This window comes from Paraburkholderia sediminicola (assembly GCF_902859805.1).
In the GTDB taxonomy this organism is placed as follows: Bacteria; Pseudomonadota; Gammaproteobacteria; order Burkholderiales; family Burkholderiaceae; genus Paraburkholderia; species Paraburkholderia sediminicola.
Genome location: NZ_CADIKC010000015.1, coordinates 34,186 through 59,534 on the forward strand (window position 1 = coordinate 34,186; position 25,349 = coordinate 59,534).

The following is a 25,349-nucleotide window of genomic DNA, read 5'->3' on the forward strand; positions in this document are numbered from 1 at the left end:
AATCAGCCTCCAATCTTTGGCAAAGGTAACTTCGGCGGCGTTGTGGTGCCTGTAGGTGGTAACGATGGCCGTTGGTTGGCCGCTCGGTACGCTGCAGCGTCACCCCACGTTGTAGCGCTACCAAATCGACCTGCCATATCTGCCGGCAACGGGTCGCTCGGCAAGTGCACTGTGGCCGGAATGCTCGTAATCCCCTGCTCAAGCGCGACAGCGGCGCGCGTGTGGTCGACGGTCACAATTCCATCCGCGGTTTGCACAACATCAATTGGCGGCCCGGAATACCCATTTTGAGCCATGCTCTGCCTGAGTGCGTCTGCCCGGCCGTTACCACCGGCGGTGGTCTGCGTCCACCGTAGATCTGCCGGATCTACATTGATAATTGTGCCACCGTCCGCCAGTTCAGCTGCAGTGAGGGCAGACGGATTGTTTGTGGCTTCGGAAACGACACCGACCGTTCTGGAAGTGCCGAATCCGGCCGCACCCGCCGCAATGCCTTCCGTCGCTACTCCCAGCGAAGACAGGTAGTATGCTGTTGCCGTCGATCCTCCCAGCGCATACGACGCTCCACCCAGAATCGCGGCCAGCGGACTGCTGAGCATATTGTCGAGTGTCGCAGCCGCTTGGCTTGGCGCAGACGTTGTCGGTTGCGGGGTTTCAACAGCAACCGTCGTGCCGCCCGAATTTTGAATGGTGTTGCCCGCTAAATACGCGAGCGATTTCTGGTACGCGCATGCCAGTGAACCCGGAGACTGGCATGCGGTAGCGAGTGCCTGATCGCGAGCGCTTGACGTCTGCATCAACGTCGCCGCGCTTGCACAATCAGCCGCGTTTCTGCTATCACATCCCGATGCCGCTGCTGCCTCCTGCTCCGCCTCCGACTGCTGGCCCGGCAGCAGATACACGTGACTGAGCCAATTGTTCAGCGTCTCATTCTGCGCGGCCGTCACCGCGCCCTGAACGTTGTAACCAAGCGCCCCAGCAATACTGCCGCCGACCAGCGTTGTAATCGCGGTTAGCATCGGTGCCGGTATGTTGCCATTGGCATCGATAATCGGATTGATCAGCGCGCCAGCGGCCCCGCCAATGGCACCTGACGTACAACCGGTGCCGACAGCCGCACTCGCCGCACACCCCAGTGCCGCGTGCTCAGCCGCATACAGCGGGTTGCTCGTGGTCCAGAAACCGCTCTGGCCATTGAACGCATTACCAATCGCGTACGCCCCCGCCGCCGCAACATCGCTCACCGCGCTGTTGCGGAAGTTGGTCAAAAAGCTGCCGCCCCCAATCGCCGTCTGCACGCCAGCCTGGATCGTCGCTTCCGCCCCCATCGCGAGGGCAACTTGTCCCAGGTTAGTCGCAGTTGCCGCACCGGCCTGCGGCACGAGTACTCCACCAACGCTCTTTACGCCCGCCAGCGACGCGATGCTGTTCGGGTTGTTCACGCTACCGCCCAAGCCCTGCCAATCGAATCCATTGCCAGACGTATAGGTGATGCCATTCGTCAATCCGGCCGTGGCGGCCGCGATCAGACCTCCCTCGAACGCGCTATTGAAGCTGAACTGCCCTGTGCTTGCCTGAGATACAGCGCTCCCTACGAAGCCACCTGCGCCTGCCGAGATCATCGAACCGCCGACAGTCCCGGCCAGCCCTGGCCCCATCATCGCGGAAGCCGCACCCGCGGTCATGAACGACACGGCGATAACCACAAGCGCCATCCCAATCGTCTGGAACGCCCCCTCGCTCTCCGCCAGCGACGTCACACTCGTATGCAAATTGTCCTGCACCGTCGACTGTGTAAAGCTGCTGCCCAACTGCGCCTTCAGCGCCGCCAGTTGCTGCTGCGTCCCCGCCGTGTCGACCGTGCCATCCGCATTGAGCTTCTGCAGCGCGCCGCCGATCTGATTCACCGCATCGACGTTCAACTGGTAATTGCCAGCCGACATGAACCCGCCCTGTTGCGCGACGGTGCCCGTAGTCGTAATCAACTCGTAGAGATCGGGGATGTAGGTGCTCTGCGTCCCAATGTCCGTCGACCGCTGCTGGTTCGTCAGCGAACCCGCGTTGACCGTCAACGTATCCGTCGCCGTAATCGAACCGGTATTCGTGATCGATCCACCGTTCGACGCGGTAAGCGTGACGTTCTGCCCGCTGATCGTGCCGTCGTGCTGAACCACTGCATAGTTCTGCGGCAGATACACCTGCGGCATCAGCGCATCAACCGTCGGACAGGTCGCCGTTCCGGTTGCGGTACATCCCGGCTCGGGCACGGTCTCTTCGACATACCAGAGCATGGGCTTGTCGAGTGCAGCGATCTGGTCCTGCGTTAGCGCCGTGCCAAGCGCAACGTTGTTCGCCTCCGCGTACTGGATCGCGTTGCCGTACAGCGCTTGCTTTTCCTGGTCCGTGACAGACGACTGCTTCGTGTTGTCGTAAGACAGCCCACTCACGAAACTCGCCTGCCCTGTCTGCGCCAATGCAGCCTGCTGCAGCAGTTGATTTTCCGTGAACGGGTCGTAGTAAAACTGCGTGGTGTTCGGCTGCAGGCTCGCCGGCAGATTGGCCAGCAACTGGCTCGGCCCGATGTTGCCAATCACCAGCGATGCCGGACTGTTGACCAGATAGCTGACGTTGGACGCGCCGCTCGTGGCAGACGCGCCGGTCGCTACCGTAACGCCCGGCGATACCGGCATCGATGGAGAAATCAAACGCAAGGCCGGGGCGGAAATCGTCCCCGCCGCATTGCCCGGAGCGGTGACGCCTGCTGACGTGCTGCCCGCCGTGCCAAGCGAGCCGCTGGAGCCAGCTGCGATGCCACCTGCGACACCTGAGGCGCCTGCCAGACCGCTGCCGATGGTCACGATACTGCCGGCCTGAATCGCTGCGTTTGACGCAACGACTGGCGTGCCCACGGGGCCCAGCGAGATGACCTGATTCGAGCCGGTCGGCTGCGGCGTATAGACAGCCGGCGACGTCAGGCCGTTGACCAGCGTTGCACCCGTCAATGCAACCTGCTGCCCCAACACATTGCCGGAGTTCTGCAACTGGCCGCCAGCAGTCACTGATAACGACGGTGCCTGGATCGTGCCCGACAGGCTCTTGTACGGCGTCGGCGGCTGAACGCTGTCGCCACCGTGATACGCGCTGCCGAACAGCGCCGAGCAGTTTGCCGCAGTTCCGCAACCGAAGTTGTCGGGCGGTTTCGAGCCACCAATCACGCCGCCATAGAAGGCATCGTGCCAGTACGCATTCAGCGTCTGGTCCTGGTTGGTCACAGTCGATGCAGCAGAGATCGACGCCTGGCTGCCCGCCGTAATCAGACTGCCCGTGTTGACCAGCGTGCCGACGCTAAACGACAGGTTGCGATTCGCCGTGATCGTCGAGGCGTCGCCCGACTGCTGGTCGGTGAAGGCGTCGCAGTAGTGGAGGGAAGCACCGCTACAACCAGCTACTGCCGTCTTTCCGTAGTTCTGATACACCTGCGCGGCCGCGGACAACGTGTTGCTCAACGCAGCGGTACTGATCTCGATATCGCGGCCCGCCTGGATATTGCCTGATGTATTTGTCACGCTCGCGGACTGCGTGAGATTGGTCTGCGGGTTATTCGGATCGGTGTTGCTGCGCGTGGTACCGGCGCCGCCCATCACAACATCGCGGCCGGCGAGCAGATTGCCGTATGTGTTGTTCACGGTCGGCGCCGCAATGATCAGGTCCCGGCCGGCGAACACCGTGTTGTTCGTCTGCGTGTAGCTGTAGCTTTGCGTGACGGTCTGGTCGCCGTAGATGTTCGCAGCGTCGTTGCCCGGACCATACGTCGTGCTGAAGTTCAGGAGCGCCACGAAAAATTCGGCGTTCGTCATTGCGTCGGTGAAATCCTGCCCTGGGCGCTGATAGCTAATGATATTGCCCGGGTTCGAGATCACCGTCCCCAGGTAGCCGCATTGCGCTACGGAGACGCCGCCCGCACAGCCCGTCTTCGACGTCACGGAATCAGTGTGGTAGCCCTGATTCGTGAAGCTGTTCGCGGTGACGCGCATGTCCTCCGCTGCGTAGAGGCTTCCAGCGTTCGTCAGCCCGCCCGCCGTTCCGGTCAGCGACAGGTCGTTGCCGGCGACGATCTGCCCAGCGTTCTGGTTCGTATAAACGGTAATCGTGGACGTTTGTGCAGCCGGCGGCCCGCTAGTCGTGACTATGTTCGCGGAGGTCGGGATGTACGCGCCGGCAGCCGGATTGCCCTGATCGTCGATGGGTTGAAGCATCGGGGCCAGCGTCCCCGCTGTATAGGCCGCCTTAAGCTGCGTCAGGAAACTTGCGTACGCAGCGCTATCGATACTGTCGGTGATCACGGTGGTGGCCGCGTCGCCGCCGTTATCGAGCGACGCAACGTGCAACGTGACGTTGTTCCCGGCGGAGATCGTGCTGCCGTGATTGTTCAATGCACCGGTGGTGATCGACAGGTCATGTCCAGCGGCAATTACGCTGGCCTGGCCGGTGGGCTGGGTCGTCGTAGTTGTTCGCGTGACCGCGGGCAGCGCAATACCGTTGAATGTCCCGCCGCTCAAATCGGCAGCCGCGACATCCGTCGCGGACGCCAGCTGAAAATCGCCGACCCGGCCGGTGAGCGACCCGGAGTAGTTGTTAGTCGAACCGTCGTTGGGGTTGGTAACCGAAAGGTCGAAAGTGAGTGATCCCACCGGCGTGGACAGGAACGCCGCCCCCATCCCCGCCGCCGCAATGGTCGTACTCGACGTCGTCGTAGTCGTGGTATTCGCACCGGCCCTGCTGTTGTTCACATCCGCGGCCGTGATCGTAATGTCGTTCTGCGCGGTGATCTTGCCGCCGACATTCGTCAGATCGCCCGCCAGGTTCGCATTCAGATTGCGCCCTGCCGCCGTCGTCGCGCCGCTGTTGTCGTAACTGCTGCCGTTGAGGTTGACGTCGCGCACGGCGCTGACCGTTCCCTGATTGGTCGTCGCGCCGTTGAGATTGACGTCCTCATTGGCATGGATCGTCGCGCCCGCCTGATTGACGATCGTGCCGGACAGATTGACGTCGTTGCCTGCGCTAATCGTGCCGCTATTGATCAACGTGCCGTTGGTCGACAGCGTGATGTCGCCTGACTTGCTGATCGTGCCGCTGTTATTGAAACCCTGCGTCGCGCTAATCGACACGCTATTGCCGGGCATGGCCCACGTGCCGGAATTGTTGAGTTGCAGCGTGTTGATCGTCAGCACGTTGCCGAGATTGAACGTACCGCTCGATGCCGCCGAAGGATCGAACGCCTGGTTCAGCAGGTTCAGCGTCAGATTGTGCTGAGCGAGAATCTGGCCACCGGCATTGTTAAATGTGCCGTTGCCGCCCGTCACGGTGACCGTCGCGTCTCCCGGCGTGCCAGGGCTCGCAGCACTGGTGCTGCCTGCAAAGATCACGCCGTTATTGTTGCCTGCCAGATTGCCGGTCGTGACGTTCAGCGAATTGGTGCCGATGATCGCGCCACCGTTGTTCGTGAGCGAGCCATTCGCCGTAACGGCTGTCGTCAAGCCAGCAATCGACCCCTGGTTGTTCAGGTTCGTCGAATTGACAGTCGTCGCTGCAGTAGAAATCAGGCTAGCGTTGGCCGTATTCGTTACGTTCGCGCCGGCAACCGTCAGTGCGCCGCCCGCAAGCACGCTGCCCGTGTTCACGACTGCGTTCATACCGGACAATGTGGCCGAGCCTTGAACGAGCGTCTGGGCGCCAGCTGTCGTCAATTGATTCGACGCGTTCGCGCTCAGATTCCCGCCGATCAGCGCGTTGCCCGTCGTCACGTTGACACCGGATAACGTAGCGTTTTTCACGACGTTCAATTGCCCGGCGGACAGGTCGAGACCGTTCTGCGCGGTCGCCACGAGATTGCCCGAAACGGTGGTCGTTCCGCCCGTGCTGATGTTTGCACCGGTCAGGGTCGCGTCGCCGCCAACCTGCGTCGTGCCTGTCACCGCGAGATTGTGGGCCGCCGCTAATGTCGCGTCGCCCGCTGCATTCAACCCACCCTGTGCGGCGAGATTGCCGCCTTGGGCCGTCAAAGCGGTCTTCCCGAGACTGGTCACACTCCCCGTCACGGTGAGGTTGCCCGTGGCCTGCGCATTGAGATCACCACCACTCAGGACCGCGCCGTTGATCGCGGCATCCCCGCCGTTGGCTTTGAGCGTCGCGTTGCCCACTGCGGTTGCGGCACCCACTGTCAGGCTGGTACCAGCAGTTGCACTCAGATTGCCGCCCGTTTGCAACGACCCGGACAGGCTGATCGCCTGCCCTGCGCTCAAGGTTGCATCCAACCCGAAGCCGGCCGTGCCGCCACCCGACAGATTGCGTCCCGCGCTCAGATTTCCTGTGCCGTTGCCGGTAATCGCGCCGGAGACGATTGCGTCTGTGGCAGCGCTCACTATCGTGTTGCCACCGGTGGCAAGCGCTCCGTCAACCGTCACACCACCGCTTGTCGCAATCAGCGTCGTGTTGCCCACCACGCCCGCGCCGCCCACTGTCGCATTATTGCCAGCGGTCACGGAGAAGTTGCCGCCGGCTTTTACCGCTGCGGCGAGATCAGCGTTGCGTCCCGCAGTAATGATCGCGTCCTGCCCAAACGTCACCGTCCCGCTCGATGACACATCGCGACCACCGCTCAGCGTTCCCGTCTTGTTACCCGAAATGCTGCCGGCAACGGCCACGTCCGTGGCAGCACTAACAGCCGTGTTTCCACCGCTGAGAATTGCGCCGTTGATCGTTGCGGCGCCACCGCTGGCCGCCAGGGTTGTGTCGCCTGCCGCAGTTGCGGAACCCACGGTCAAGTTATTGCCGGCGGTCACGTTCAGGTTTCCGCCTGCCGTCACCGCGCCTGGCAGGTTAACGTTCTGGCCCGCAGTAAGCGTCGCGTTCTGGCCGAAGGTCACGGCGCCGTTTGCAGTGAGATTTCCACCCGCACCCAACACGCCCGTGCCGTTGCCTGCCAGGGTGCCGGACACACCAAGATCAGCGCCCGCGTGCAGCGTCGTGTTGCCGTTTGCCGCGACGTTGCCGCCCAGCGCCATCGTCTGACCTGCAGCGGCGGTGAGATTTCCAGTCGTCTGCACGTCTCCTGCGGTCGTTACGTTGCCCGTTTGACCGACCAGCGTGAGATCACCCGACGACGCCACCCGACCATTAACCGTGGCGCTGCGTTGTGCGAGAACCTGCACGGTGCTGCCGCCGGTAACCGCGCCATTCACTGTCGCATCACGCGCCGCATTCAACGCGATCACACCTGGCGCTGACACAGCGCCGCCGATCGTTATGTCGCCATTGCCTGTGCTGCCCGTTGTCGTCATCGACAGGTTATTGCCTGTCTGCACCGATCCGACCGACATGTCGGCACCGGCCCGAAGATTGACGCTGCCATTGGACTGCGCGGTGCCGACGTTCAGGCTGCCACCCGCAGTCATGTTCAGGTCCTGGACCGATTGCACGGACGCTGTTGCCGCAGCAATATCCCCGGTCGCGCTAACGGTGTATTGATTCGCAAGATTGCTGCCGGACATGGACACTTTGCCGGCGCCGTTCAGACTTGCCGCCTGTTGCGCGTAAGTCGAGTTCACGGCGATGTCGCCGTTCGACGTGACGGTGAGATTACCTGCCGTCGCCGTCAATGCGCCCTGTGTGTTCACGCCCATGCCAGCGGCCGTCGAGACGATATAGATCTGTCCGCTCGTCACCGATCCGTACTGGTTTGCGTCAATGGCTACCGCGTTGTTTCCAATTGCGGCTGCCGTATTGGCCGTGCCATTGGACGCGGTGCCATAGTTCGTGCCCGACGCGTCTGACGTAGTCGGACTCACGAGCTGATTACCCGTGACCAGGTTAATACGTTGATCTGCCCGCAACGGCGCGTTCAGGCTGATCGTCTGCGCGATCACATCGATATTGCCGACCGTGCCTTCGATGCCGGCCCCCGGACCATTGACACCGGCAGGACCGCTGATCGACACATTGCCCGACGTCACGTTATAGGCAAGCGAGCCCGCGTGAGCGAAGTCCGTCGATGTCCCTCCGACACCGGTCAGGAATTGCGGCGTGCCAGTGGTTAACACAAGGCCCGTCGCGTTCGTCAACGAAAGCCCGTTGACGGATACGCCGTTTGGATTACTGATGATGATCGAAGCCGGACTGCCGAATACTTCCAGCGGACCGACCAGTGTGGAAGCAGGCCCTGTTGTGGTGACCTGATTGACGATCACGCTCGCAGCGCGGCCGGCGAGATTCGGGTTGGCGCCAAGCGTGCCGCCCAGCAAAGGTGTGCCCGACGTGAGGCTGTTGTTCAGCACCAGCCCGTTGCTGTCGATATTGAACGACTGATAACTATTGACGCTAATACCGTTGGCGTTCGGCGCGGCGATATTGACCGCCGGCACACCCGTGCTCGTCTGCGTGATAGTCGGTTGAAACGGAATAGGCGCGCGCGGGTCGACGATCGGCGCAGCATGTGCGACCTCGTCGAGCGAGAGCACGCCGGGAAGCAGATAAGTCACCACCGCCATGACGCATGCAGTCGCCTTCATCCATAGCGGTCGCGACTGCGCCGCCACGCCGATTGACGTTACACCGAAAATTTTTGCCTGCCGCGCCGCCTCTCTTTGGGCGAGTCGCTGCCTGCTCTCACGAGCACCCCGTAGCATTATTTTTTATCCGAATTTTATTTTTTCGGATCGAATATTACCGAATCTTCCGACGAATGAATGTCATATATTCATACCTGTCTTTTTCAAGACACAGATTTACGATGCATTAATTCCAGATGCATAACATTACATTTTCATTTCAATATCGGATTGAAATCTGAATATGTGTGCGATCGAATGTCGCGAGCAAACGCGCCGCCAGAGATGGCTATGGCGGCGGCGTTCGACGGACCCGGCGTCGCGCTCGAATCAACGCTGCTGGCCAATCGTGAACTGAAGAACGGAATGTTGGCGTAAGCGCTGCACAGACGTAAGCGTGAAGAGCGCTATATCGGGCACTACCTCGTTGATCCCAAGTGGATTCATTATCACCGGGTATCTGGCGCCTTCAGACTGAATCCCCACTAGCCCACTCCCGCACTGCCTGCGAAAACAGCCGAAGCGCTGTAGGCGGATGCCGATTCGCCGGATAGTAAAGACACAGGCCGGGCATGAAAGGGCACCACTCCGAAAGCAAACGGACCAGCCGTCCGGAATCCAGGTGATCGCGAACGTGATATTCCGGAACCCAGGCAATGCCGATCCCGGTCAACGCAGCATCGACCATCAGGTTTGTGTTGCCAAGCGTCATCGGTCCAGCAACGTCAACATGAGCGCTGCTGCCGCGGTGTTCGAGTTCCCAGCGGTACAGCGTGCCGCTGGCAAAGCGGAATCTGATGCAGCGATGCTGGGCCAGATCCTGCGGTGTGGTGGGCGCGTCGTGGCGAGACAGGTACTCCGGGGACGCTACCGCAGCGAACCGTAAGTCTGGCCCAAACCTCACGGCGATCATGTCGCGCGGCACGTCATCAAGGACCCGGATACCGGCGTCGAATCCGTCTGCAACGATATCGACGAGCCGCGTATCCACAACAAACTCGACATGGATGTCCGGGTAAGCAGCCAGAAAATCTGGAAGAACGTGAAGGATTAGCGGCCGTGCTCCAGCCTCGGCCGCGCTGATCCTGATTGATCCAGAAGGCCGGTCGCCTACCGAGGCGACCTCATTGAGGCCGTCTTCCAGATCAGCGAGCGCCGGGCCAACGCGCCTCAGAAGCTGCTCGCCAGCCTCGGTCAAAGCCACCGAACGGGTGGTCCGGTTAAACAGCCGCACATTCAAACTTTCTTCGAGACTTCGCACTGCGTGGCTAAGCGCTGGAGGGGACACGCCTAACGTGCGCGCTGCCGCGCGGAAGCTTCGATGCTCAGCAATGGCGATAAAAGCAGTCAACTCGGATAGGCCGGCGCGCAATTGCATAGATGAATTTTCCTTAACACCCTGTGAAATTTTACGCTCATTGTTAAATAAACAACAACAACCTACCATTTGACGCATTCGTCACTGCGTGGATTTCACCTATCACGAGTGGCTGTCACATCAACGCCCCTCCCCACACTCAGAGCGTCAACTGCCAGGCAGACGCAGAATTCGCGAGGGGCCAAAGGAAACCAGATGGAAGCGAATATCGAAGGCAAAGTGGTCGTCATCACGGGCGCAAGCAGCGGTTTGGGCGAAGCGACCGCCCGATATCTCAGCGAACGTGGCGCCAAGGTGGTACTGGGCGCCCGCCGCGCCGAACGTATTCAATCGCTCGCGGCTGATCTGGTCAGCAAAGGTGGCCAGGCAGTCGCAGTCGTGACAGACGTCACCCGGCACGAAGACGTCAAGGCACTCGTCGACACGGCGGTGCAGACGTTCGGGCGCGTGGACGTGCTGATCAACAATGCCGGACTGATGCCGCACTCGCCGCTCGAGCGCCTGAAGATCGACGACTGGGACCGGACTATCGACGTCAATATCAAGGGTGTCCTGTACGGCATCGCTGCCGCTTTGCCGCACATGAAGGATCAGAAGAGCGGCCACATCATCAACGTGTCGTCAGTCGCAGGCCGCACGGTTCGGCCTGGCAGCGCCGTCTACGCCGCCACCAAGAGCGCCGTGCTGATGATCTCCGAAGGATTGCGTCAGGAGGTCAAGCCCTATGGTCTTCGCACAACGGTTATCTCGCCGGGCGCCGTGGCGACGGATCTTCCAGGCAGCATCACGGAACCGGATGTTGCTGGCTTCGTAAGCAAGTTCTACGAAGAAATCGCGATCCCTGCCGAATCGTTCGCACGCGCGGTTGCTTTTGCCATCAGCCAGCCGCCGGAAGTCGACATCAATGAAATCCTCTTCCGACCCACGCGCCAGGAAGGTTAAGGGCTTCGGAGTTCGAGCGCTCGTCCCTGGTTGTTCCCATTCAGGATCGCGATAGGAAAGACAAGGAGTCGCGTATGTCAGACAGGATTCCGGACACAGACAAAAGCCACGAGGCGGATGGATCGGACGAGGCTGCGCACCGCCCTTCGAGGCGAAACTTTCTCAAGATCGGCGTCGTAAGTGCAACGACGACGCCATGGCTGCGCCCGGCCGGCGCGAGTACGTCGGACACCGAAGCAACGTCTCTATCCGACGCCGACATACCTCGCACAGGCGAACACCGCATTCACCTGAACGTGAATGGCCAAACCCATACCCTGAACGTTCCGGCCAACGCGATCCTGCTCGACGTAATCCGCGACCGGTTGCAGTTGACAGGCACCAAGAAGGGCTGCGACCACGGTCAGTGCGGCGCCTGCACTGTGCATGTCAACGGCCGCGCCATCAATTCCTGCCTTTCAGTGGCGATCCAGCACGAAGGCGACCGTATTACCACCATCGAAGGACTGGAGCGCAGCGGAGAGTTGCATCCAGTGCAACAGGCGTTCTGGGAGCACGATGCTTACCAGTGCGGATATTGCACCTCCGGCCAGATGATGAGCGCCGTCGCCCTTCTGCGCGACCCCAATATCCCGTCCGACGACGCCAGCGTACGCGAAGCAATGAGCGGAAACATCTGCCGCTGCGCGGCGTACAAAAACATCCTGGCGGCAATTCAGTCGGCCCGCGTCAGCATGAAGGCGTTGCCCGATGCGTAACTTCAACTATGAACGCGCGGATTCCGTCGCGCAGGCTATCAGCCGTCACGCTCGCGGCGAACAGCCTTCGTATCTCGCGGGCGGCACGTCGTTGTTGGACCTTGTCAAACTTGACGTTGTGCGCCCCGCACAGATTGTCGATATAAACCGGCTACCGCTCAAACAGGTCGAACCGCTTCCCGACGGTCGCCTGCGCATTGGCGCGCTGGTGACGAATACTGACCTCGCGCGACATCCGCTGGTACATCAACGTTACCCGGTGCTATCGCAGGCAATCCTTGCCGGTGCCTCGACGCAGTTGCGCAACAAGGCAACCACTGCCGGCAATGTCATGCAACGCGTGCGCTGCAATTACTTTCGCGATGGCATTTCAGCGTGCAACAAGCGCGAACCGGGTTCGGGCTGCGCTGCCATTGGCGGTCTGCATCGGAGCGTGCATGCCGTTCTCGGCACGAGCGACCACTGCATCGCGAGTCATCCGTCGGACATGTGCGTGGCCATGGCTGCCATCGGCGCACGCATCACCGTTCTGGGCCCGCAAGGTTCGCGCGAGATCGATTTTGCAGACTTTCATCTGCTGCCCGGTGACACGCCGTGGAAAGAGCACGCGCTGCAACCCCACGAACTGATCACGCACGTGACGCTGGATGCGCCACTTTCCGACAGCCGGTCGGGCTATCTCAAGCTGCGCGATCGCGCGTCGTATCAGTTTGCGCTGGTCTCGAGCGCAGCGATTGTCGTGATGGAAGGCACGCGCATCCGTGAAGCGCGTCTCGCGATGGGCGGCGTCGGGACCAAACCGTGGCGCGCCCGCGAAGCCGAGGCATCGCTCGCCGGGCAGACCGCCTCGATGGAAATTTTCGCCCGCGCCGCTGCCATTGCGATGCGCGACGCACGTCCGTACACGCTCAACGCATACAAGGTGCCACTCGGACAGCAGGCGATTGTGCGCAATCTTCGTGACCTCACCGCTCAGGAGCACGCATGAGTGAACAGATCATCGGCACTCCGCATAAGCGCGTGGACGGACGCCTCAAGGTGAGCGGCCGCGCGCAATACGCCGCGGATCATCCAGTTGGCGGCATGCTGTACGCGTACGGCGTCTACAGCACAATTGCAAGCGGCAAAATCCGGGCAATCGACGACGATAAGGCGCGCCGCATGCCGGGCGTCGTCAATGTTCTGCACCACGGCAACTTCCTGAAACTGCATCGAAGCCCGGCTACGCCGATGAATTTCGCGGAGATCCTGTCGTCGGCCATGGTGGACGAACATCGCCTGCCGTTCGAGGACGACCAGGTCTATTATCCTGGCCAGTTTGTCGCGCTCGTGGTTGCGGATACGTTCGAACGGGCCCGTGCGGCGGCGTACAGCGTCAAGGTGGATTATGTCGAGCGTGAACCGGTTCGCAATCTCGCCGAAGCGCTCAGTGAGCATGGAGCCCGAAATGGCCCGCGCGGACACTCGCGGGGTGACGCAGACGCAGGTTTCGATGCGGGCCTGCATCGGCTGGAGCAAACCTATACAACGCCGGTTGAAACGCACAATCCGATGGAAATGCATGCGACGACCGCATTCTGGCAAAGCGGCCGGCTCATCGTCTATGAATCCAGCCAAGGGGTGCTGAACCATCGCAACGTGCTCGCGAACGTGTTCGATCTGACTGCGGACCAGGTCGAGGTACGCGCACCGTTCATCGGCTCCGGGTTCGGTAGCAAACTGTGGCCGTGGCCCCATTCGGTTGCAGCCTGCGCAGCCGCTCGCATGACAGGTCGGCCTGTGCAACTCGTCGTGCCGCGCGCGCAGATGTTCACGACGGTCGGCCACCGGCCCGAAACGATCCAGCACGTGCGCCTGGCAACCGATGCCGCAGGCAAACTGCTTTCGATCAGCCACGACTCATACAACAGCACCTCGCCCATCGACAACTACACCGAAGCGTGCGGCGGGATGACGAAAAGCCTGTACTCGTGTGCGAACGTACGGGTCACGCATCACTTCTCCGCGGTGAACCGGGGCACGCCTACGTCGATGCGGGCGCCAGGCGCAGCGCCAGGACTGTTTGCGCTGGAGTCGGCCATCGACGAAATGGCGTTCGCGATCGGCATGGACCCACACACGTTCCGTCAGCTGAACCTGTCGACGCGCGATGAAAGCAGCAATCTGCCGTGGTCCAGCAATCACCTTCCCGAAGCAATGACAACCGCCGCGGAACGCTTTGGCTGGCACCAGCGCAGCCCTGCCGTCGGCTCCATGCGCGAGGGTGATGAAATCATCGGTTACGGCATAGGCGCCTGCAACTGGGAGGCGTTCCGCGTAGCGACGCAAGCGCGCGTGACGTTGCGAGCCGACGGCACGGCGTTGGCCCAGTGCGGCCTGCAAGATATTGGCACCGGAACCTACACCATCGTCGCGCAGACAGTGAGTCAATTGACAGGATTGCCCATAGAGAAAATTGAAGTCGAACTCGGCAGTTCGTCATTTCCCGCGGGGCCCGTCTCGGGCGGTTCGTGGGCGACAGCAAGCGCAATGTCGGCGATCGCCGGCGCCACGCGCGAAGCGCTCAAACGCTTGCGGCAATACGCAGTGGCGGATGCGGCACCGTTCGAGGGGGCAACGCCTGATTCGCTTCTTGTTCAAAACGGCGCGCTTGCATCCGGCGATAAGCACGTATCGTTCGCCGACATTCTCGCCAGCCAGCGGCTTGCTCGCGCGGAAGGTTTCTTCCATAGCGACGGCGCCGATATGTCGAAGTTCTCCTTCCGTTCATTCGGCGTGCATTTTGTGGAAGTCCGCTGGGATCCCGGCATTTCACGCCTGCGTGTGGCGCGGGTTGTCAGTGCAATCGACGTCGGTAAGGTAGTCAATCCGCTCGCGGCGCGCAATCAGGTGGAAGGCGGCATCATGATGGGGATCGGCATGGCGATGTTCGAAGCGGCCGAGTTCGATCCGCGCAGCGGGCTGCCGGCGAATAACAACTACGCCGAGTATGTGGTGCCCGTGCATGCAGATCAGCCGGAAATCGACGTCATTCTGCTGGACTACCCTGACTATCACCTCAGTGAGTTTGGCGCCCGTGGCATCGGAGAAATTGGTGTGACGGGGCTAGCCGCAGCGGTGGCGAATGCGGTCTATCACGCGACCGGCAAGCGGGTCCGCAGCCTCCCGATCACCTTGGACAAGCTGATTTAAGGAGTTCAGCTCACACATACAAGTCTGGCCGTAGCGCTTTGCGTAGTGCGCTACCGTCCAACCTTGCGCTGCGCCATGTACGCAAGATAAGCGATGATCAGATCGATCTCGCGATCGCTCAGCTGGTCCTGCGAGAAAGCGGGCATCGTCCGGCCGGGCCAGTCTCGAACCGATGCCGGATTGCGAATGTAACGGCGCAATGCTGCGGGCTGGAAGTATTCGACTGGATTCATCGGCACGTTGAGGTCAGGGCCGGTGTCCGCACTACCCGCATGGTTGAGCCGATGGCAGGCAAGACACTGCGTGATGAACAGGCTTTGGCCCGCGCGAACCGGATCGGTTGCGGCCAGCTTCGGATCGACGCCGAGCACCGGCCAACGCGCGGATGGGGAGGGTTGCGTAGCAAGTTGCGCGATCTGGTAAGGCCACTGTTCGCTGCGCACGGACGTCGCTTCCTTGCCAATCCATACCAGGTAGAACGGCCCGGCGCTGACCGGCTTGCCCGGCAGCTTCGGCCACGGCTGGGCCGGGTCCTCGACCGCGAGCCATGCGACGGCTCGCGCGGGATCACGATTGCGTACGAGGTCCATCGGCAGTTGCGCGGCGAAGCCGTCGGTCGCACGTGCCTCGAGCACGCTGTCCGCGGGCAACGTCGCGCTGCCGAGCAGGTCGGCCAGCGGCACTGCGCGATAGGTCGTCGACGTACCGTAGGCGACATCTGCCGGAACGTGAATCTCAGCAACATCCGGACGCGCCAGCAACGCCCCTTGGCTAAACGACTGAGTCTTGCCGCCGATCCTGAGTTCGATCATGGACTCCGCGGCCGCACACCGCCCGATCACGCCGAGCGTCAGGAGCAAAACCGCAAACAACACGCGCTTCGACATTTGTCCTCCGTGCATTGTTGTTGCCGACGGCGCTGGAGGCAACATCGCCAAAGTCGCCGGGAAAGGCAAGCCGCGCTTCGTTTTAAAACGCCCAGTATCCGCCCAAGTACCAGTGAATTGTATTCGCGTGGGCGGTATATGTCGGACATAAACGTAGCGAAAAAAAACGTCGGCAAGAACAGGTACACGGAAAAACTCCGCGCCTCAGCCGGGCCAACGTTTTCTCGTGCCGACCGATCCAGACGATGCCCGCGTTCAGTCGTAAGGGGGTCTGCTGTGTACTCAACGAATAATGAAAATCGTCTGATCGTCGATTTGTGAGTCGATAAAACAAAAAGCCGTTGAATCTCTTCAGATTCAACGGCTTCTCATTCAATTCGTGGCGGAGAGACGGGGATTCGAACCCCGGATAGGTTATTAACCTACCAAACTGCTTATTAAAAATCCGTTTCAGATCATCGGGTTATGAAACGGCAAATGTGCCATAGAATCGCCAAGGTGCGCGACTTACACCATTGATTACATTGGTTTTTGTGATGGCCTATGGCACAGAAAAAGGACGTCTGGCGGCCTGCGCTATACTGTACATCCATACAGCTTTTTTTGAGGTCGTCGTGCCACTGCCGCCCTTCGCCCCTCCGACGCTCGCCGAGCTGCGCGAGTGGTATCGGCTGTACAAAGAAAATGGGGATGTCTGGCGTCTCGTACTCGAGGTTCAGCATTCGAGGGAGACGTTGGCGCACCTGAAGACGTTGCTCGCGAAAGCAACGCGGGCAGCGGAACGCTCCGAGTTCGGGAGACTGACTGGCGAAGACGCGCCGTTGCGCGAAGCGTGCGCGGTCATCGATTCGGAAATGTTTCGCGTCGGCCCAATCGGAGGAAAGGGAAAACCGTGGAAGCAACCGGAACGATCGATTATCGGAGCGGGCGCCTTCGACTTTGATCCGGACGACCCGGCGGACCAGGCGGCATACCTGATCGCGCGCCGGCATCAGAAGCGGCGTTAGGTAGATCCGTGGGGGACCATGGCATCGAGCGACGCCTTCGTCGCGGCATAACCGTCGTTATATAGCTGCTGACGGATCTCGAGCGGCATATTGCGATCGAGCGTCGACGCATAGCCGGTCTCAACGAATGCCATGCTCGCGCCGGCGGCCTGCGCCGCGCTCACGTGCGTCGACTCGCACGCCGAAAGCATCAGATCGATCAGCCGCATCGCGAACTGATGCGGCAGCAACCCCGCCTTCGGCTTGAGCGGCAACTCCATGCTTACCAACTGCACGCCGAGCCGCGGCACGGCGTCGACCTTCAGTCGGTCGACCGGAATGTTGTTCACCATCCCCCCGTCCGATAGCAGCGCGTCTGCGATCGCCACCGGCTCGAATACGAACGGGATCGACGTCGACGAGCGCACCGCGAGGGCGATCGGCACATCCGGAGTTGCAGCGCGCGAGAAATCGAATGCGCCCTCGTTGGCCACGTTCGACGCCACGGCCGTGAAATCGATCGCCAGATCCACGAAGGTCTTGCCGCCGGTGTGCTCGAGCATCCACGCGAGCAGTGTCTTGCCGTCGCAGAACCCCCTCATGCGCAGCGCCGCGAGTGGGCTGAACGACATCATGTTCGACCAGTCGTGCGTGAGCGCGAGCGTCTTCATATCCGACAGCGACATGCCGGACGCGTACAGCGCCGCGCAGATGCTGCCGCCGGACGTGCCGGCCAGCTCGATGGGCTGATAGCCGGCGTCGGCGATCGCCTGCAAGGCACCGACGTGAGCCGGCACCTTGAAGCCCGATCCGCTGAATGCAACGCGGATCGGTTTGCTCATGATGCGATTACCCCGCTCGCCGCGACCGGCGCCGGCGTCGTGGTCGACGTCGCCGGCTGCAATGCAATCGCCGTATTGACTGCAAGCGTCACCACATCGACCGCTGCATTCGCAGAGTTCTTCGCCTGCTGTTGCAGATTCGATGCATTCACGAGCGACTTCAGCAAGGGCAATCCGACGTCGACGAGCGCCTGAAGATTGGGCTTGGTAACCGTGACGCCCGCCGCGCAGACCTTATCGAGAGCTGGTTTGAAGTCGTTATTGAGTGTGTTCAGCGCGCCACCGGTGAACACACCGTCATCCGTCATGATTTGGACGGCCGTATTGGCATCAGCGCAGACGAGCGCGGTCGCCTGCTGGAAGGAAAGCGTGGGCATCGCGCCGTTGCAACCCGCGAGCAGCGTGAGAGACGCGACAAGGCCTGCCGCGAGCAGCTTGGAGAAACGTTTCATGGGATTTCCTACTTGAAGGTTTTGATTGCCGTAACTGCAGCCGAAGCGGCCGCAGCTGCGACGTCGGATGCCGCGGCTGCGGCGGTTGCTTGCCCCTGGAAGGCCTGCACGTCGGTCTCCCGGAGCGAGATGCTGTAATCGCCGGCGGCCGAGCGCGTGAAGGTCGCATCGACGGTGGCCATCTGCTTGCCGTTCCACACCTTCAGCACGCAGCAGCTCGTGGCCACTCCGTTAGCGTTCGTGATTGGCTCGATGTCGTAACGCGCCATGCCGGCATACCAAAGCGAGGCGCACCCAGACGTGCTCGCGCACAGCAGCGCGACGAGAGTTGCGCGAATCACTGCAGCGTCCCCGCCGAAGGCTGAGCCGCAATCGGGGCCTGCGCCGGGGGCGCCGAAGCGGTCACGGCCACGGAAGTGGTCGCCGGCGCATCAGGTTGGGCCGCAGCGTGGACGTTCACGATGGTCGACGGCGAGGGTGCAAATTGCGCGGTCAATCCTTCGACAAGGGTAGCCGCCGCCGGCGGTGCGCCTGTCAGGCTGAGTGGCCAGTTCGTGATGCCATGCCAACCCACCACGAGCCCGATCAGCGAAACGCACGTGTATTGAAGCTTCGGGTCGTTGATCTTCAGCAGATCCAGGGCGAACCAGAGAAGAAGCAGGAACGCGACTGACAAAGGCTTGATGAGAGACTGCAAATCGATACGCATAGAAACTCCATGGGAATTGGTACGACAGGGAAAGAGTTCAGCCGGTGACGCCGAGCGCGGCTTTGCAGCTCGTCCAAAGCTGCTCGCGGTCATCCATGCCGTTCGGCGTCAGATCGCTGTTCGGGTTGCCGATATTGATGGCCCGGCTCAACGTCAGAAACGCGCCGGCGTCGGCATATGCATTGAAATTGCGGTCTGCCCAGAACTGCGCCGAGGCAAGCGAAGCGGTGTCCGGATGCGAGATCAGATCCGGTTCGCCCTCGAGGTCGACGCCGATCTTCTGCCCCATCGTCCGGTAGTTGTATCGACCGGTGATCTGGATCAGGCCGCCGCCGCGGTACCGGAAGCCGTCGCCGACCGTCGTATTGCCCAATGCCTTCGACTTCGGCGTGAACGGCTCATAGAGCTTCTGTTCGGCCGTCGGGCCCCACAGCTCACGCAGGAACTGGAAGCGCATGCATTCGTGACCACACTGGGCAAGAAAAGCGGCCTGGCGCGCCGGCGAATCGATCGCGCATAGGGCCATGGCAGCGGAGAGCGGATCGGCCCACAGGGAGGCACGGGCGAGCGGAATCTGCAGCGCCGAGGCGAGCGTATCGGGTGACATAGGGATCTCCGGCGCGCAGAACAGCGCGCTAGTTAGATAAGGCGACCGGACGGACTAACGGTAAGAGCCAGCCCAGGGTTTCGAGGGAAGTTGCGGGTGCGTGGCCGTGTCGAGCTTCTTGTCGACGGCCTTGGCAGTACTCGCCGCCTCATCCGCCTTCACGGCGGCCACGTTGACCTTCTGCTCGACCTGGGCAGTCGTCTTCTGTGCGGCCGTAGCGGCCACGGCTGCCTCGCGTGTCTGTTTCAACATGACGGCGCTTTGCTGATCATTCACCCGGGCGCGATCGCCGAGGAATCGCAAAGTGTAGGCAGCGAGATCGCTCGTCGTCTTCATCAGCGACTTCATATCCGCGACGTCGGCCGCCGTTTGCGTGGCCTGCTTATCACGCGCCTCTGCGATGGCCTTAAGGCCGTCAATCTGGGAGGAATATTCGCGCATGCATGCGGCTCGCTCTTCAGCTCGAGCAACGGGAAACCCTTTCATCAGCGTCGCACGCTCTTCATTCCATTGCGATCGCTCCACAGACATGCCCCATTGCCCGAGGAAATAGCCAGCCGCCAGCATCCCGCCGAACCCGCCCATCAGGCAGCCGATAAAGACCCACCAGCGCCAGTCACGAATTTGCGTCATCAGTCGCTCTCCGGTTACCGATCGCCAGTTCGAGTTGTTCGATACGGCGTTTCAGTTCCCCCACTTCCGCCTCCGCCTGTCTCGCGCGTCGCTCTGACTCTTCCGCGCGGCGATCCGCGGCGCGCATCAGCTCTTCGGCGCGGTCGGCGCGTTGAACCGCGAGCAGCTCGCGCTGCTCGGCACGCCCGGCGCGCTCTTCAGCAAGGGTGGCCAGTCGCTCGAACCGGGCGATCGACTCGACCTGCCCCGCGGCGTCGGCCTTAACGATCTCGGCGCCGCCCTCGCTTTCCGCCTGACGGCGCCGGTCGATCTGCCGCCACATGCGGCCGCCGACCCAGAACGTGCCCATGCCACCGAGAGCCGTCACGATCGATTTCACACCCTCGTTCCAAAAATCCGACATCGGCTAAATCTCCTGTCCTCCGGCGCTGCGGGCGTAAAAAAGCCGCCTCGAGGGCGGCATGTTGGCCGAATCGTTTTTGTTGCTTGACTACTAGGACCTTTGGTCCTATTCTGATCGTACTGGCACCTCGCTTCCCGCGCGGTCCGACATCCCGATAGGAACGATCATGAAAGCCTGCTTTCGTGCGCCTTTTCGCGCACTTGGAATCTCCCGACATGCATTACAAGCCGCCTCAACCAGAGGACATCGAGCGCCTGAAAACGGAGCTCGGCTTGACCGGCACGCAGATGGCGGAATTATTTGGCGTCGCTGGGGACCGGGCATTTCGCCGATATACGTCCAAATCAGACAGCACCAAAAACAAGCGCGAGCTCGGCGCGTACATGCTCTTCTTCGCCATGGCGCGGCTGGTGCTAAAACCAAAGGACATCGAATCGGTTCTCGCCAAGATGCGCGAAGCAGGAGCAGAAATCGACCTGAACGCGCCATCCGTCTCCCCGGCGCACGATGGAGAGCAGCAGCCGTAGCCATATCTCTCGGTTGTGCGGCCGCCGGCGCGAACGCCGAAGAAAGCTGGTTTCAATTTGAAGCAGGCGTCGGTCTGACATCCGCGACCAAGGTCGGCGATGGAATTTTCTATTCCAAGGGATTCAGTCACGACACTCCGAACGGCTCATACGGTGGCCGCGTCGGCATCATATTCAATGCGATCGAGGCAGCACCACGCTCCTGGACGCCGGGTCTGCGCTTTCACCTGACCTACGCCAACTTCGGCAAGGTGAAGTGGTCGAGCATGAATCCGCAGGACGAGGCCGATTTCACAACGGTTGGCCAACAGGGCGGCTATAACGTGGCGACACAGTCATGCGTCAATGGTGACTGTGGCACTTTCCGCAAATTCGACAGCACCGGCGGCATTCAGGCGCTTGCACTAACCGTCGAGCCATATTGGGATCTCGGCAGCGGCTGGCAGATCGGCCTCGAGGCTGGCCCGGCGCTCTACCGCAGCACATGGACCGCTGTGGCAACGGCAGAATCGGATGGCCGCTTCGGGCCAGCCGGCACGCAGGAAACGCTCACACACCCGCCGAAGATCCAGGTCGGCGCGCTGGTCGGCGCAGCCGTCGCGAAAGGCCCCTTCTCGGTTCGCGTCAACTACCTGTACGCGCCGATCGGGTCATGGGCGGCGAAGAACGTGCCGGCCGGGATCAAAGGTGAATGGATGCTTTCACTGAACTACGCATTCTGAGAACGCTCGCAACCCCGCTTGGGAGCGCCAGCGCCGCAATCTGCTACCATCCGACGCTTATCGGCGTTGCCATAAAGGAATTGGGCATGGATACCATTAAAACGATACTCGTCGTCCTGGATGCGGGAGGCTGGGTAGTGGCGGCAATCGTCGTCGCCGCACTCTTCGGCATCGATGCTATCGTGAGGCGGGCAAAGCGCAAAAACGGCCGCCAAGCCACGCATACGCCTGCACATCGTCGCTAGGCGTGAAACCGCGCCAGCCTGCATCCGCTGGCGCAATACTGATGCTGCGCTTCACGTCTGGACGCCCTTCTCCCGAAACACCATAACCGACCGTCTGGCCGTTGTGCACCAGCACTACGAGCGTCGGGCCATTGCGGTACATCTTCGCCACCAGCCAACCACGTGCGCTGCCGTCCTTAGCCTCGTCGAGCGTTCCGATGCATCGACCGTCGTCGCGTAACGCCGGATCATATTTCACGATCCCAGCGTCATGCAGCCATCCCTTACCGTACGGACCAATGCCCCACGCATCGGCCCATCCGGACGTCGTGAGGTAGTTAAGATGGCCTGGGTAGACGCTCAGGTCCAGAGCCTCATTGTCCTGCCCAATCTTTGTCGCCAGCACCGCCAGCTTGCGGGTGTAAAGATAGCTGTTGTCACCGAATGCCGTTGCTTGATATGGCAGCAGCAGCGTCACAAAAGCCGCCGAAATGATCGCGATCGCCTTTCGAGCCCGCGGTGCCACGTTGAGCGCAAGCAATGCCAGTAGCAATAGGCCGATCAGTGCCGGCGTTGTATAGCGTGACGATGCAGCCTCTGGCAATCCGAAAGGCCAGCGAGCGTGAGCGGCGCCGAGGATCGAGGCGACAACCAATCCGTAACCGGCGATCAGGAAGGACTGGTACGGCGTAATACTGCGCGCGCGATATAGGCGCACAACAAGGTATGCCGCGAACGCCAATGAGACCAGTCCGAGAATGGCACTCGCGATCAGGCCGGCATGCATGTAATAGAGGGGATTTCCGAGGAACACCAGAGCGAACTTGATCTGAGCCACAATGCCATGCCCGGGCGGCTTCGGGATCGGCGACGGAACAAACTTCCAGAAATAAGCGGTCGCGGTGGCTGCGCCCGCAACTATCGCGATCACCACATCTTTCGCTGGCCGCCGCAGCAACAATGCCTGAATAGCCAGCACGAAGAATGCCGCGACACCGTTCCCCATCGAATAGGTAGCGCACAGGCATAGCACCAGCGCAAACAGTAGACGGCCGCGGGAATACTGGGCAAACGCCAGCAGCGCAAACAGATAGACTGCGAAGCCCTGCGATTGGAAACCCCACGCAAGATTTTCGCGTTGCATCCAGCTCATCAACATCGCAGCGGACAGAGCGCCTGCCAGCAGACTGTCAGATGCCGAATTGCGCCGCGCCTGAGTCCACACAAGAAACGCGATAAGCGCGGCGAGAACATAGTTCGCCACAACTGTAAAGGCGTTCATGCCGCCAAATGCCCAGATATCAGTCAGGAAAAGCAGTCTGGAGAAAACGATCCGGTGCTCGTTATGCTGCTGAAAGAGCGTTTCGAATGGCGCACCATGGACGCTGTTGTAGAAGCCTACGAAGCCGTCCCACTGATCCATCCATGGGATCGGCGAGTAGAAATGTGCGCCGCCGTAAATCGACGTTACAAGAATGACAACGGCAACCAATGCCGCCCAGATCGAGGCCGTTCTCACAATATCTCCGCATAATTAATTCGGGGCGAAGATACCACAAAGCTATCTATCATCAGGCAATCGTAACGGCCGCCGAAGGCAATGATGACGACTGGCCTGCCATGACCGACTTTAATGCATACACGTAATCACGCACCACGGCGGCGAAATCAGTAAAGTTTGCTTCGGAGAAGTTGTGAAGCAGGCCTGTCGTGTCAGGATAGTTAAGCGTCGTTGTGCCGGCAGGAAATCCCTTGCCCGCATTCAAACCAGTTTCGATCGCGATGATATCCATCTGGCTAAATTGGTCTATCGCATAAGTGCCGTTCAGAGCGGGTGTTCCGGTGCTCGACACTTGGAGCCCGGCAACCAAGGCTGCTTGAGCTGATTGCACAAGTGCCTGCGCTTCAATCTGGGCTGCGGTTGGCGCTGGCGGTGCAACAATCGCGTTGTCCACCACTGTGTACCCCGGCGTGGCAAGACAAATAAGCCATTCCGAGTCGGTTATCTCAATGGTGGTCGCACTCGCCGGCGGCGGACTATCGTCGCTGTCGTAATAGGCGACAATTGCCCCTTGCGAATTGTAGGCGGCGAATTTCTGTCCCATTTGATCAGTTCCCAAACGCGATGTAATTTCCAGAGTGGCCACTGCGCGATGTTGATCCCGCCTGCCAACCATCCACCAGGAAACCAGTAGCAGTCAGGCTGTTTACCGAATCATATGCACCATTGACAGTGCTAGACGGAACATTAGCGCTCACCGTGACCGCACGGACTGCATTCGGAAACGCGATCGGAAAGGTGACTGAAACACCAGTACTTCCGTTCGTGGCGTAGGTTCCCCACTGCATGATCGTGCCGCTAGGAAACTTTTGATAACCCGAAGATCCTTGTGCCGAACCGAACCCAAGCAGTGAGACTGATGCTCCCTGAACCTGCGTCGGTGCCGTCGCCCATGTGCCAGCCGTTGCTTCTGTTGCTGTTATGAAGCCGATCACACGGAACGGACAGTTAGCAACGGCGCTCGACGAATAGATCGTATTGGCCGAGGTCGCGGCCGCGCTGATGGCGGTTGCAGAGATCAGTGCGCCCTCATCTAGGCTGGCAGTGCCTGCCATATTGACGATGCCGAGTTGAACTGTGCCGGCGTTGTTAATCGCTAGCAACGCAAGCGTGGCGGCTACGCCATTACCAGTACCAAGCGTCGCACCAGATGGAACAACGAGCGACAGGTTCGATGCGATTGTCAGGGAAGTTGGAACACCGCTGGCAAGCGTAGCGCTGCGGAAGAATAGATTAAGCGGCGCATTGAGAGTGGCTGTCAGTGCACTGGATGCAACTGTGGCTGTCAGGGACGGAATAGCGCCCAGCTGACCAAGTTGCGCGGCGTGCAGAGATTGCGATGCGGAAGGAATCTGCTGTGCGCCTCCGGCGCACTCCATCAAGACGCAAATCGGGTTGCCACTGTTGACACTCGCGATCGTCGCATGCATGAGTATCGCTGTACCGTTCAGCAGAAGCTCATTGGCCTGCAATGGCTGAAGGCCTAGACCGTAGATCGGAATCGGTGTCAGGCCGTCCGGCGCATACGTCGATGGGCCAGTATTCGTGTGTGCGATCTTGACCGCTTGCACAACACCGTCTACCCACGTCGGCGATCCGCCTGCGACCAGGGGCACGGCGTTCACGGCTGTGTATGCATTCACGGCGCCAGTGTCGGCCAGCACAACCGTGTTCTGCATCAATCGTTTAATCGCAGCGACAACCTGATTGGTTTTCGTGCGGTCAGGCGCGATGGCGGCCGCCGTCAAAATTGCAATGAGCTCTTCCTGGAACGCGTTGTACTGATATGCCGGCCATTGCGTTGCAGGAACATTCGTGGCCGGATTGCCATCCGTCGCGTATTGCGGGGTGCCCGTCGTCGGAGCGGTATCAGCCTGCGCTTCTATAACCGAATTTGGCGCGATCAATCGATCCATGAAT

General features: G+C 60.8%; 20 protein-coding genes. 7 read left to right on the plus strand and 13 right to left on the minus strand.

Translation table 11 applies throughout. The annotated features are described in order from the left end of the window. Positions 1 to 2: 2 nt before the first annotated feature. Together R8871_RS33980 and R8871_RS33985 are read right to left on the minus strand one after the other, a co-directional pair. Positions 3 to 8,567, minus strand: coding sequence for a beta strand repeat-containing protein (locus R8871_RS33980; protein ID WP_246287955.1), 8,565 nt, complete (start codon positions 8,565 to 8,567; stop codon positions 3 to 5). A 508-nt stretch (positions 8,568 to 9,075) separates the two neighbouring features. Further along, entirely contained in the window at positions 9,076 to 9,984 is a 909-nt protein-coding gene (locus tag R8871_RS33985) for a LysR family transcriptional regulator (protein WP_175054319.1), read from the minus strand. 195 nt (positions 9,985 to 10,179) lie between these two features. Here R8871_RS33985 and R8871_RS33990 point away from each other — a divergent pair, with 195 nt between their 5' ends. From R8871_RS33990 to R8871_RS34005, 4 genes are all read left to right on the plus strand, one after another. Next, positions 10,180 to 10,926 carry an SDR family oxidoreductase gene (locus tag R8871_RS33990; protein ID WP_175054320.1) on the plus strand — a complete coding sequence of 249 codons (747 nt, stop codon included), beginning with the start codon at positions 10,180 to 10,182 and terminating at the stop codon, positions 10,924 to 10,926. A gap of 74 nt (positions 10,927 to 11,000) precedes the next feature. Next, a complete protein-coding gene (locus R8871_RS33995) occupies positions 11,001 to 11,684 on the plus strand; it encodes a (2Fe-2S)-binding protein (protein WP_175054321.1) in 684 nt (227 codons plus the stop codon). Beyond that, on the plus strand, positions 11,677 to 12,672 hold the full coding sequence (locus tag R8871_RS34000; RefSeq protein ID WP_175054322.1) for an FAD binding domain-containing protein: 996 nt from the start codon (positions 11,677 to 11,679) through the stop codon (positions 12,670 to 12,672). The genes R8871_RS33995 and R8871_RS34000 overlap by 8 nt, the downstream gene beginning before the upstream one ends. Beyond that, entirely contained in the window at positions 12,669 to 14,876 is a 2,208-nt protein-coding gene (locus R8871_RS34005; protein WP_175054323.1) for a xanthine dehydrogenase family protein molybdopterin-binding subunit, read from the plus strand. Before R8871_RS34000 ends, R8871_RS34005 begins: the two co-directional genes overlap by 4 nt. Before the next feature lie 50 nt (positions 14,877 to 14,926). Here R8871_RS34005 and R8871_RS34010 read toward each other — a convergent pair whose 3' ends face one another. Beyond that, positions 14,927 to 15,763, minus strand: coding sequence for a c-type cytochrome (locus R8871_RS34010; protein ID WP_175054324.1), 837 nt, complete (start codon positions 15,761 to 15,763; stop codon positions 14,927 to 14,929). A 536-nt stretch (positions 15,764 to 16,299) separates the two neighbouring features. On the opposite strand from R8871_RS34010, the gene R8871_RS34015 reads away from it, so the two are divergent. Next, entirely contained in the window at positions 16,300 to 16,770 is a 471-nt protein-coding gene (locus R8871_RS34015) for a hypothetical protein (protein WP_175054325.1), read from the plus strand. Here R8871_RS34015 and R8871_RS34020 read toward each other — a convergent pair. The 7 genes from R8871_RS34020 to R8871_RS34050 are packed head-to-tail and all read right to left on the minus strand — an operon-like array spanning position 16,767 to position 20,371. Next, complete coding sequence (locus tag R8871_RS34020; protein ID WP_175054326.1) at positions 16,767 to 17,591, minus strand: patatin-like phospholipase family protein; 825 nt, start codon at positions 17,589 to 17,591, stop codon at positions 16,767 to 16,769. The two genes, R8871_RS34015 and R8871_RS34020, sit on opposite strands and share 4 nt — an antisense overlap. After that, positions 17,588 to 18,043: a hypothetical protein gene (locus R8871_RS34025; RefSeq protein WP_175054327.1), complete on the minus strand. Its 456-nt coding sequence runs from the start codon at positions 18,041 to 18,043 to the stop codon at positions 17,588 to 17,590. Before R8871_RS34025 ends, R8871_RS34020 begins: the two co-directional genes overlap by 4 nt. An 8-nt stretch (positions 18,044 to 18,051) precedes the next feature. Further along, positions 18,052 to 18,384 (minus strand): hypothetical protein, encoded by a 333-nt coding sequence (locus tag R8871_RS34030; protein WP_175054328.1) that lies wholly within the window; start codon positions 18,382 to 18,384, stop codon positions 18,052 to 18,054. Beyond that, a complete protein-coding gene (locus R8871_RS34035) occupies positions 18,381 to 18,752 on the minus strand; it encodes a hypothetical protein (RefSeq protein WP_175054329.1) in 372 nt (123 codons plus the stop codon). The genes R8871_RS34030 and R8871_RS34035 overlap by 4 nt, the downstream gene beginning before the upstream one ends. Positions 18,753 to 18,789: 37 nt before the next feature. Further along, positions 18,790 to 19,359 carry a glycoside hydrolase family 19 protein gene (locus R8871_RS34040; protein ID WP_175054330.1) on the minus strand — a complete coding sequence of 190 codons (570 nt, stop codon included), beginning with the start codon at positions 19,357 to 19,359 and terminating at the stop codon, positions 18,790 to 18,792. Positions 19,360 to 19,413: 54 nt separating this feature from the next. Further along, positions 19,414 to 19,992 carry a hypothetical protein gene (locus R8871_RS34045; RefSeq protein ID WP_175054331.1) on the minus strand — a complete coding sequence of 193 codons (579 nt, stop codon included), beginning with the start codon at positions 19,990 to 19,992 and terminating at the stop codon, positions 19,414 to 19,416. Next, positions 19,976 to 20,371: a hypothetical protein gene (locus tag R8871_RS34050; protein ID WP_175054332.1), complete on the minus strand. Its 396-nt coding sequence runs from the start codon at positions 20,369 to 20,371 to the stop codon at positions 19,976 to 19,978. Before R8871_RS34050 ends, R8871_RS34045 begins: the two co-directional genes overlap by 17 nt. A 239-nt stretch (positions 20,372 to 20,610) precedes the next feature. Here R8871_RS34050 and R8871_RS34055 point away from each other — a divergent pair, with 239 nt between their 5' ends. Continuing rightward, a complete protein-coding gene (locus R8871_RS34055; RefSeq protein ID WP_175054333.1) occupies positions 20,611 to 20,922 on the plus strand; it encodes a helix-turn-helix domain-containing protein in 312 nt (103 codons plus the stop codon). Between the two features lie 266 nt (positions 20,923 to 21,188). Next, the gene (locus R8871_RS34060) at positions 21,189 to 21,644 is read left to right on the plus strand and encodes a hypothetical protein (protein ID WP_175054334.1); all 456 of its coding nucleotides are present in this window, start codon (positions 21,189 to 21,191) and stop codon (positions 21,642 to 21,644) included. A gap of 177 nt (positions 21,645 to 21,821) precedes the next feature. Here the strand turns inward: R8871_RS34060 and R8871_RS34065 are convergent, their stop codons facing one another. The 3 genes from R8871_RS34065 to R8871_RS34075 are packed head-to-tail and all read right to left on the minus strand — an operon-like array spanning position 21,822 to position 25,345. Further along, on the minus strand, positions 21,822 to 23,387 hold the full coding sequence (locus R8871_RS34065; protein WP_175054335.1) for a hypothetical protein: 1,566 nt from the start codon (positions 23,385 to 23,387) through the stop codon (positions 21,822 to 21,824). Positions 23,388 to 23,439: 52 nt separating this feature from the next. Further along, complete coding sequence (locus tag R8871_RS34070) at positions 23,440 to 23,973, minus strand: hypothetical protein (RefSeq protein ID WP_175054336.1); 534 nt, start codon at positions 23,971 to 23,973, stop codon at positions 23,440 to 23,442. Positions 23,974 to 23,977: 4 nt separating this feature from the next. Next, positions 23,978 to 25,345: a gp53-like domain-containing protein gene (locus R8871_RS34075; protein ID WP_175054337.1), complete on the minus strand. Its 1,368-nt coding sequence runs from the start codon at positions 25,343 to 25,345 to the stop codon at positions 23,978 to 23,980. Positions 25,346 to 25,349: the final 4 nt, after the last annotated feature.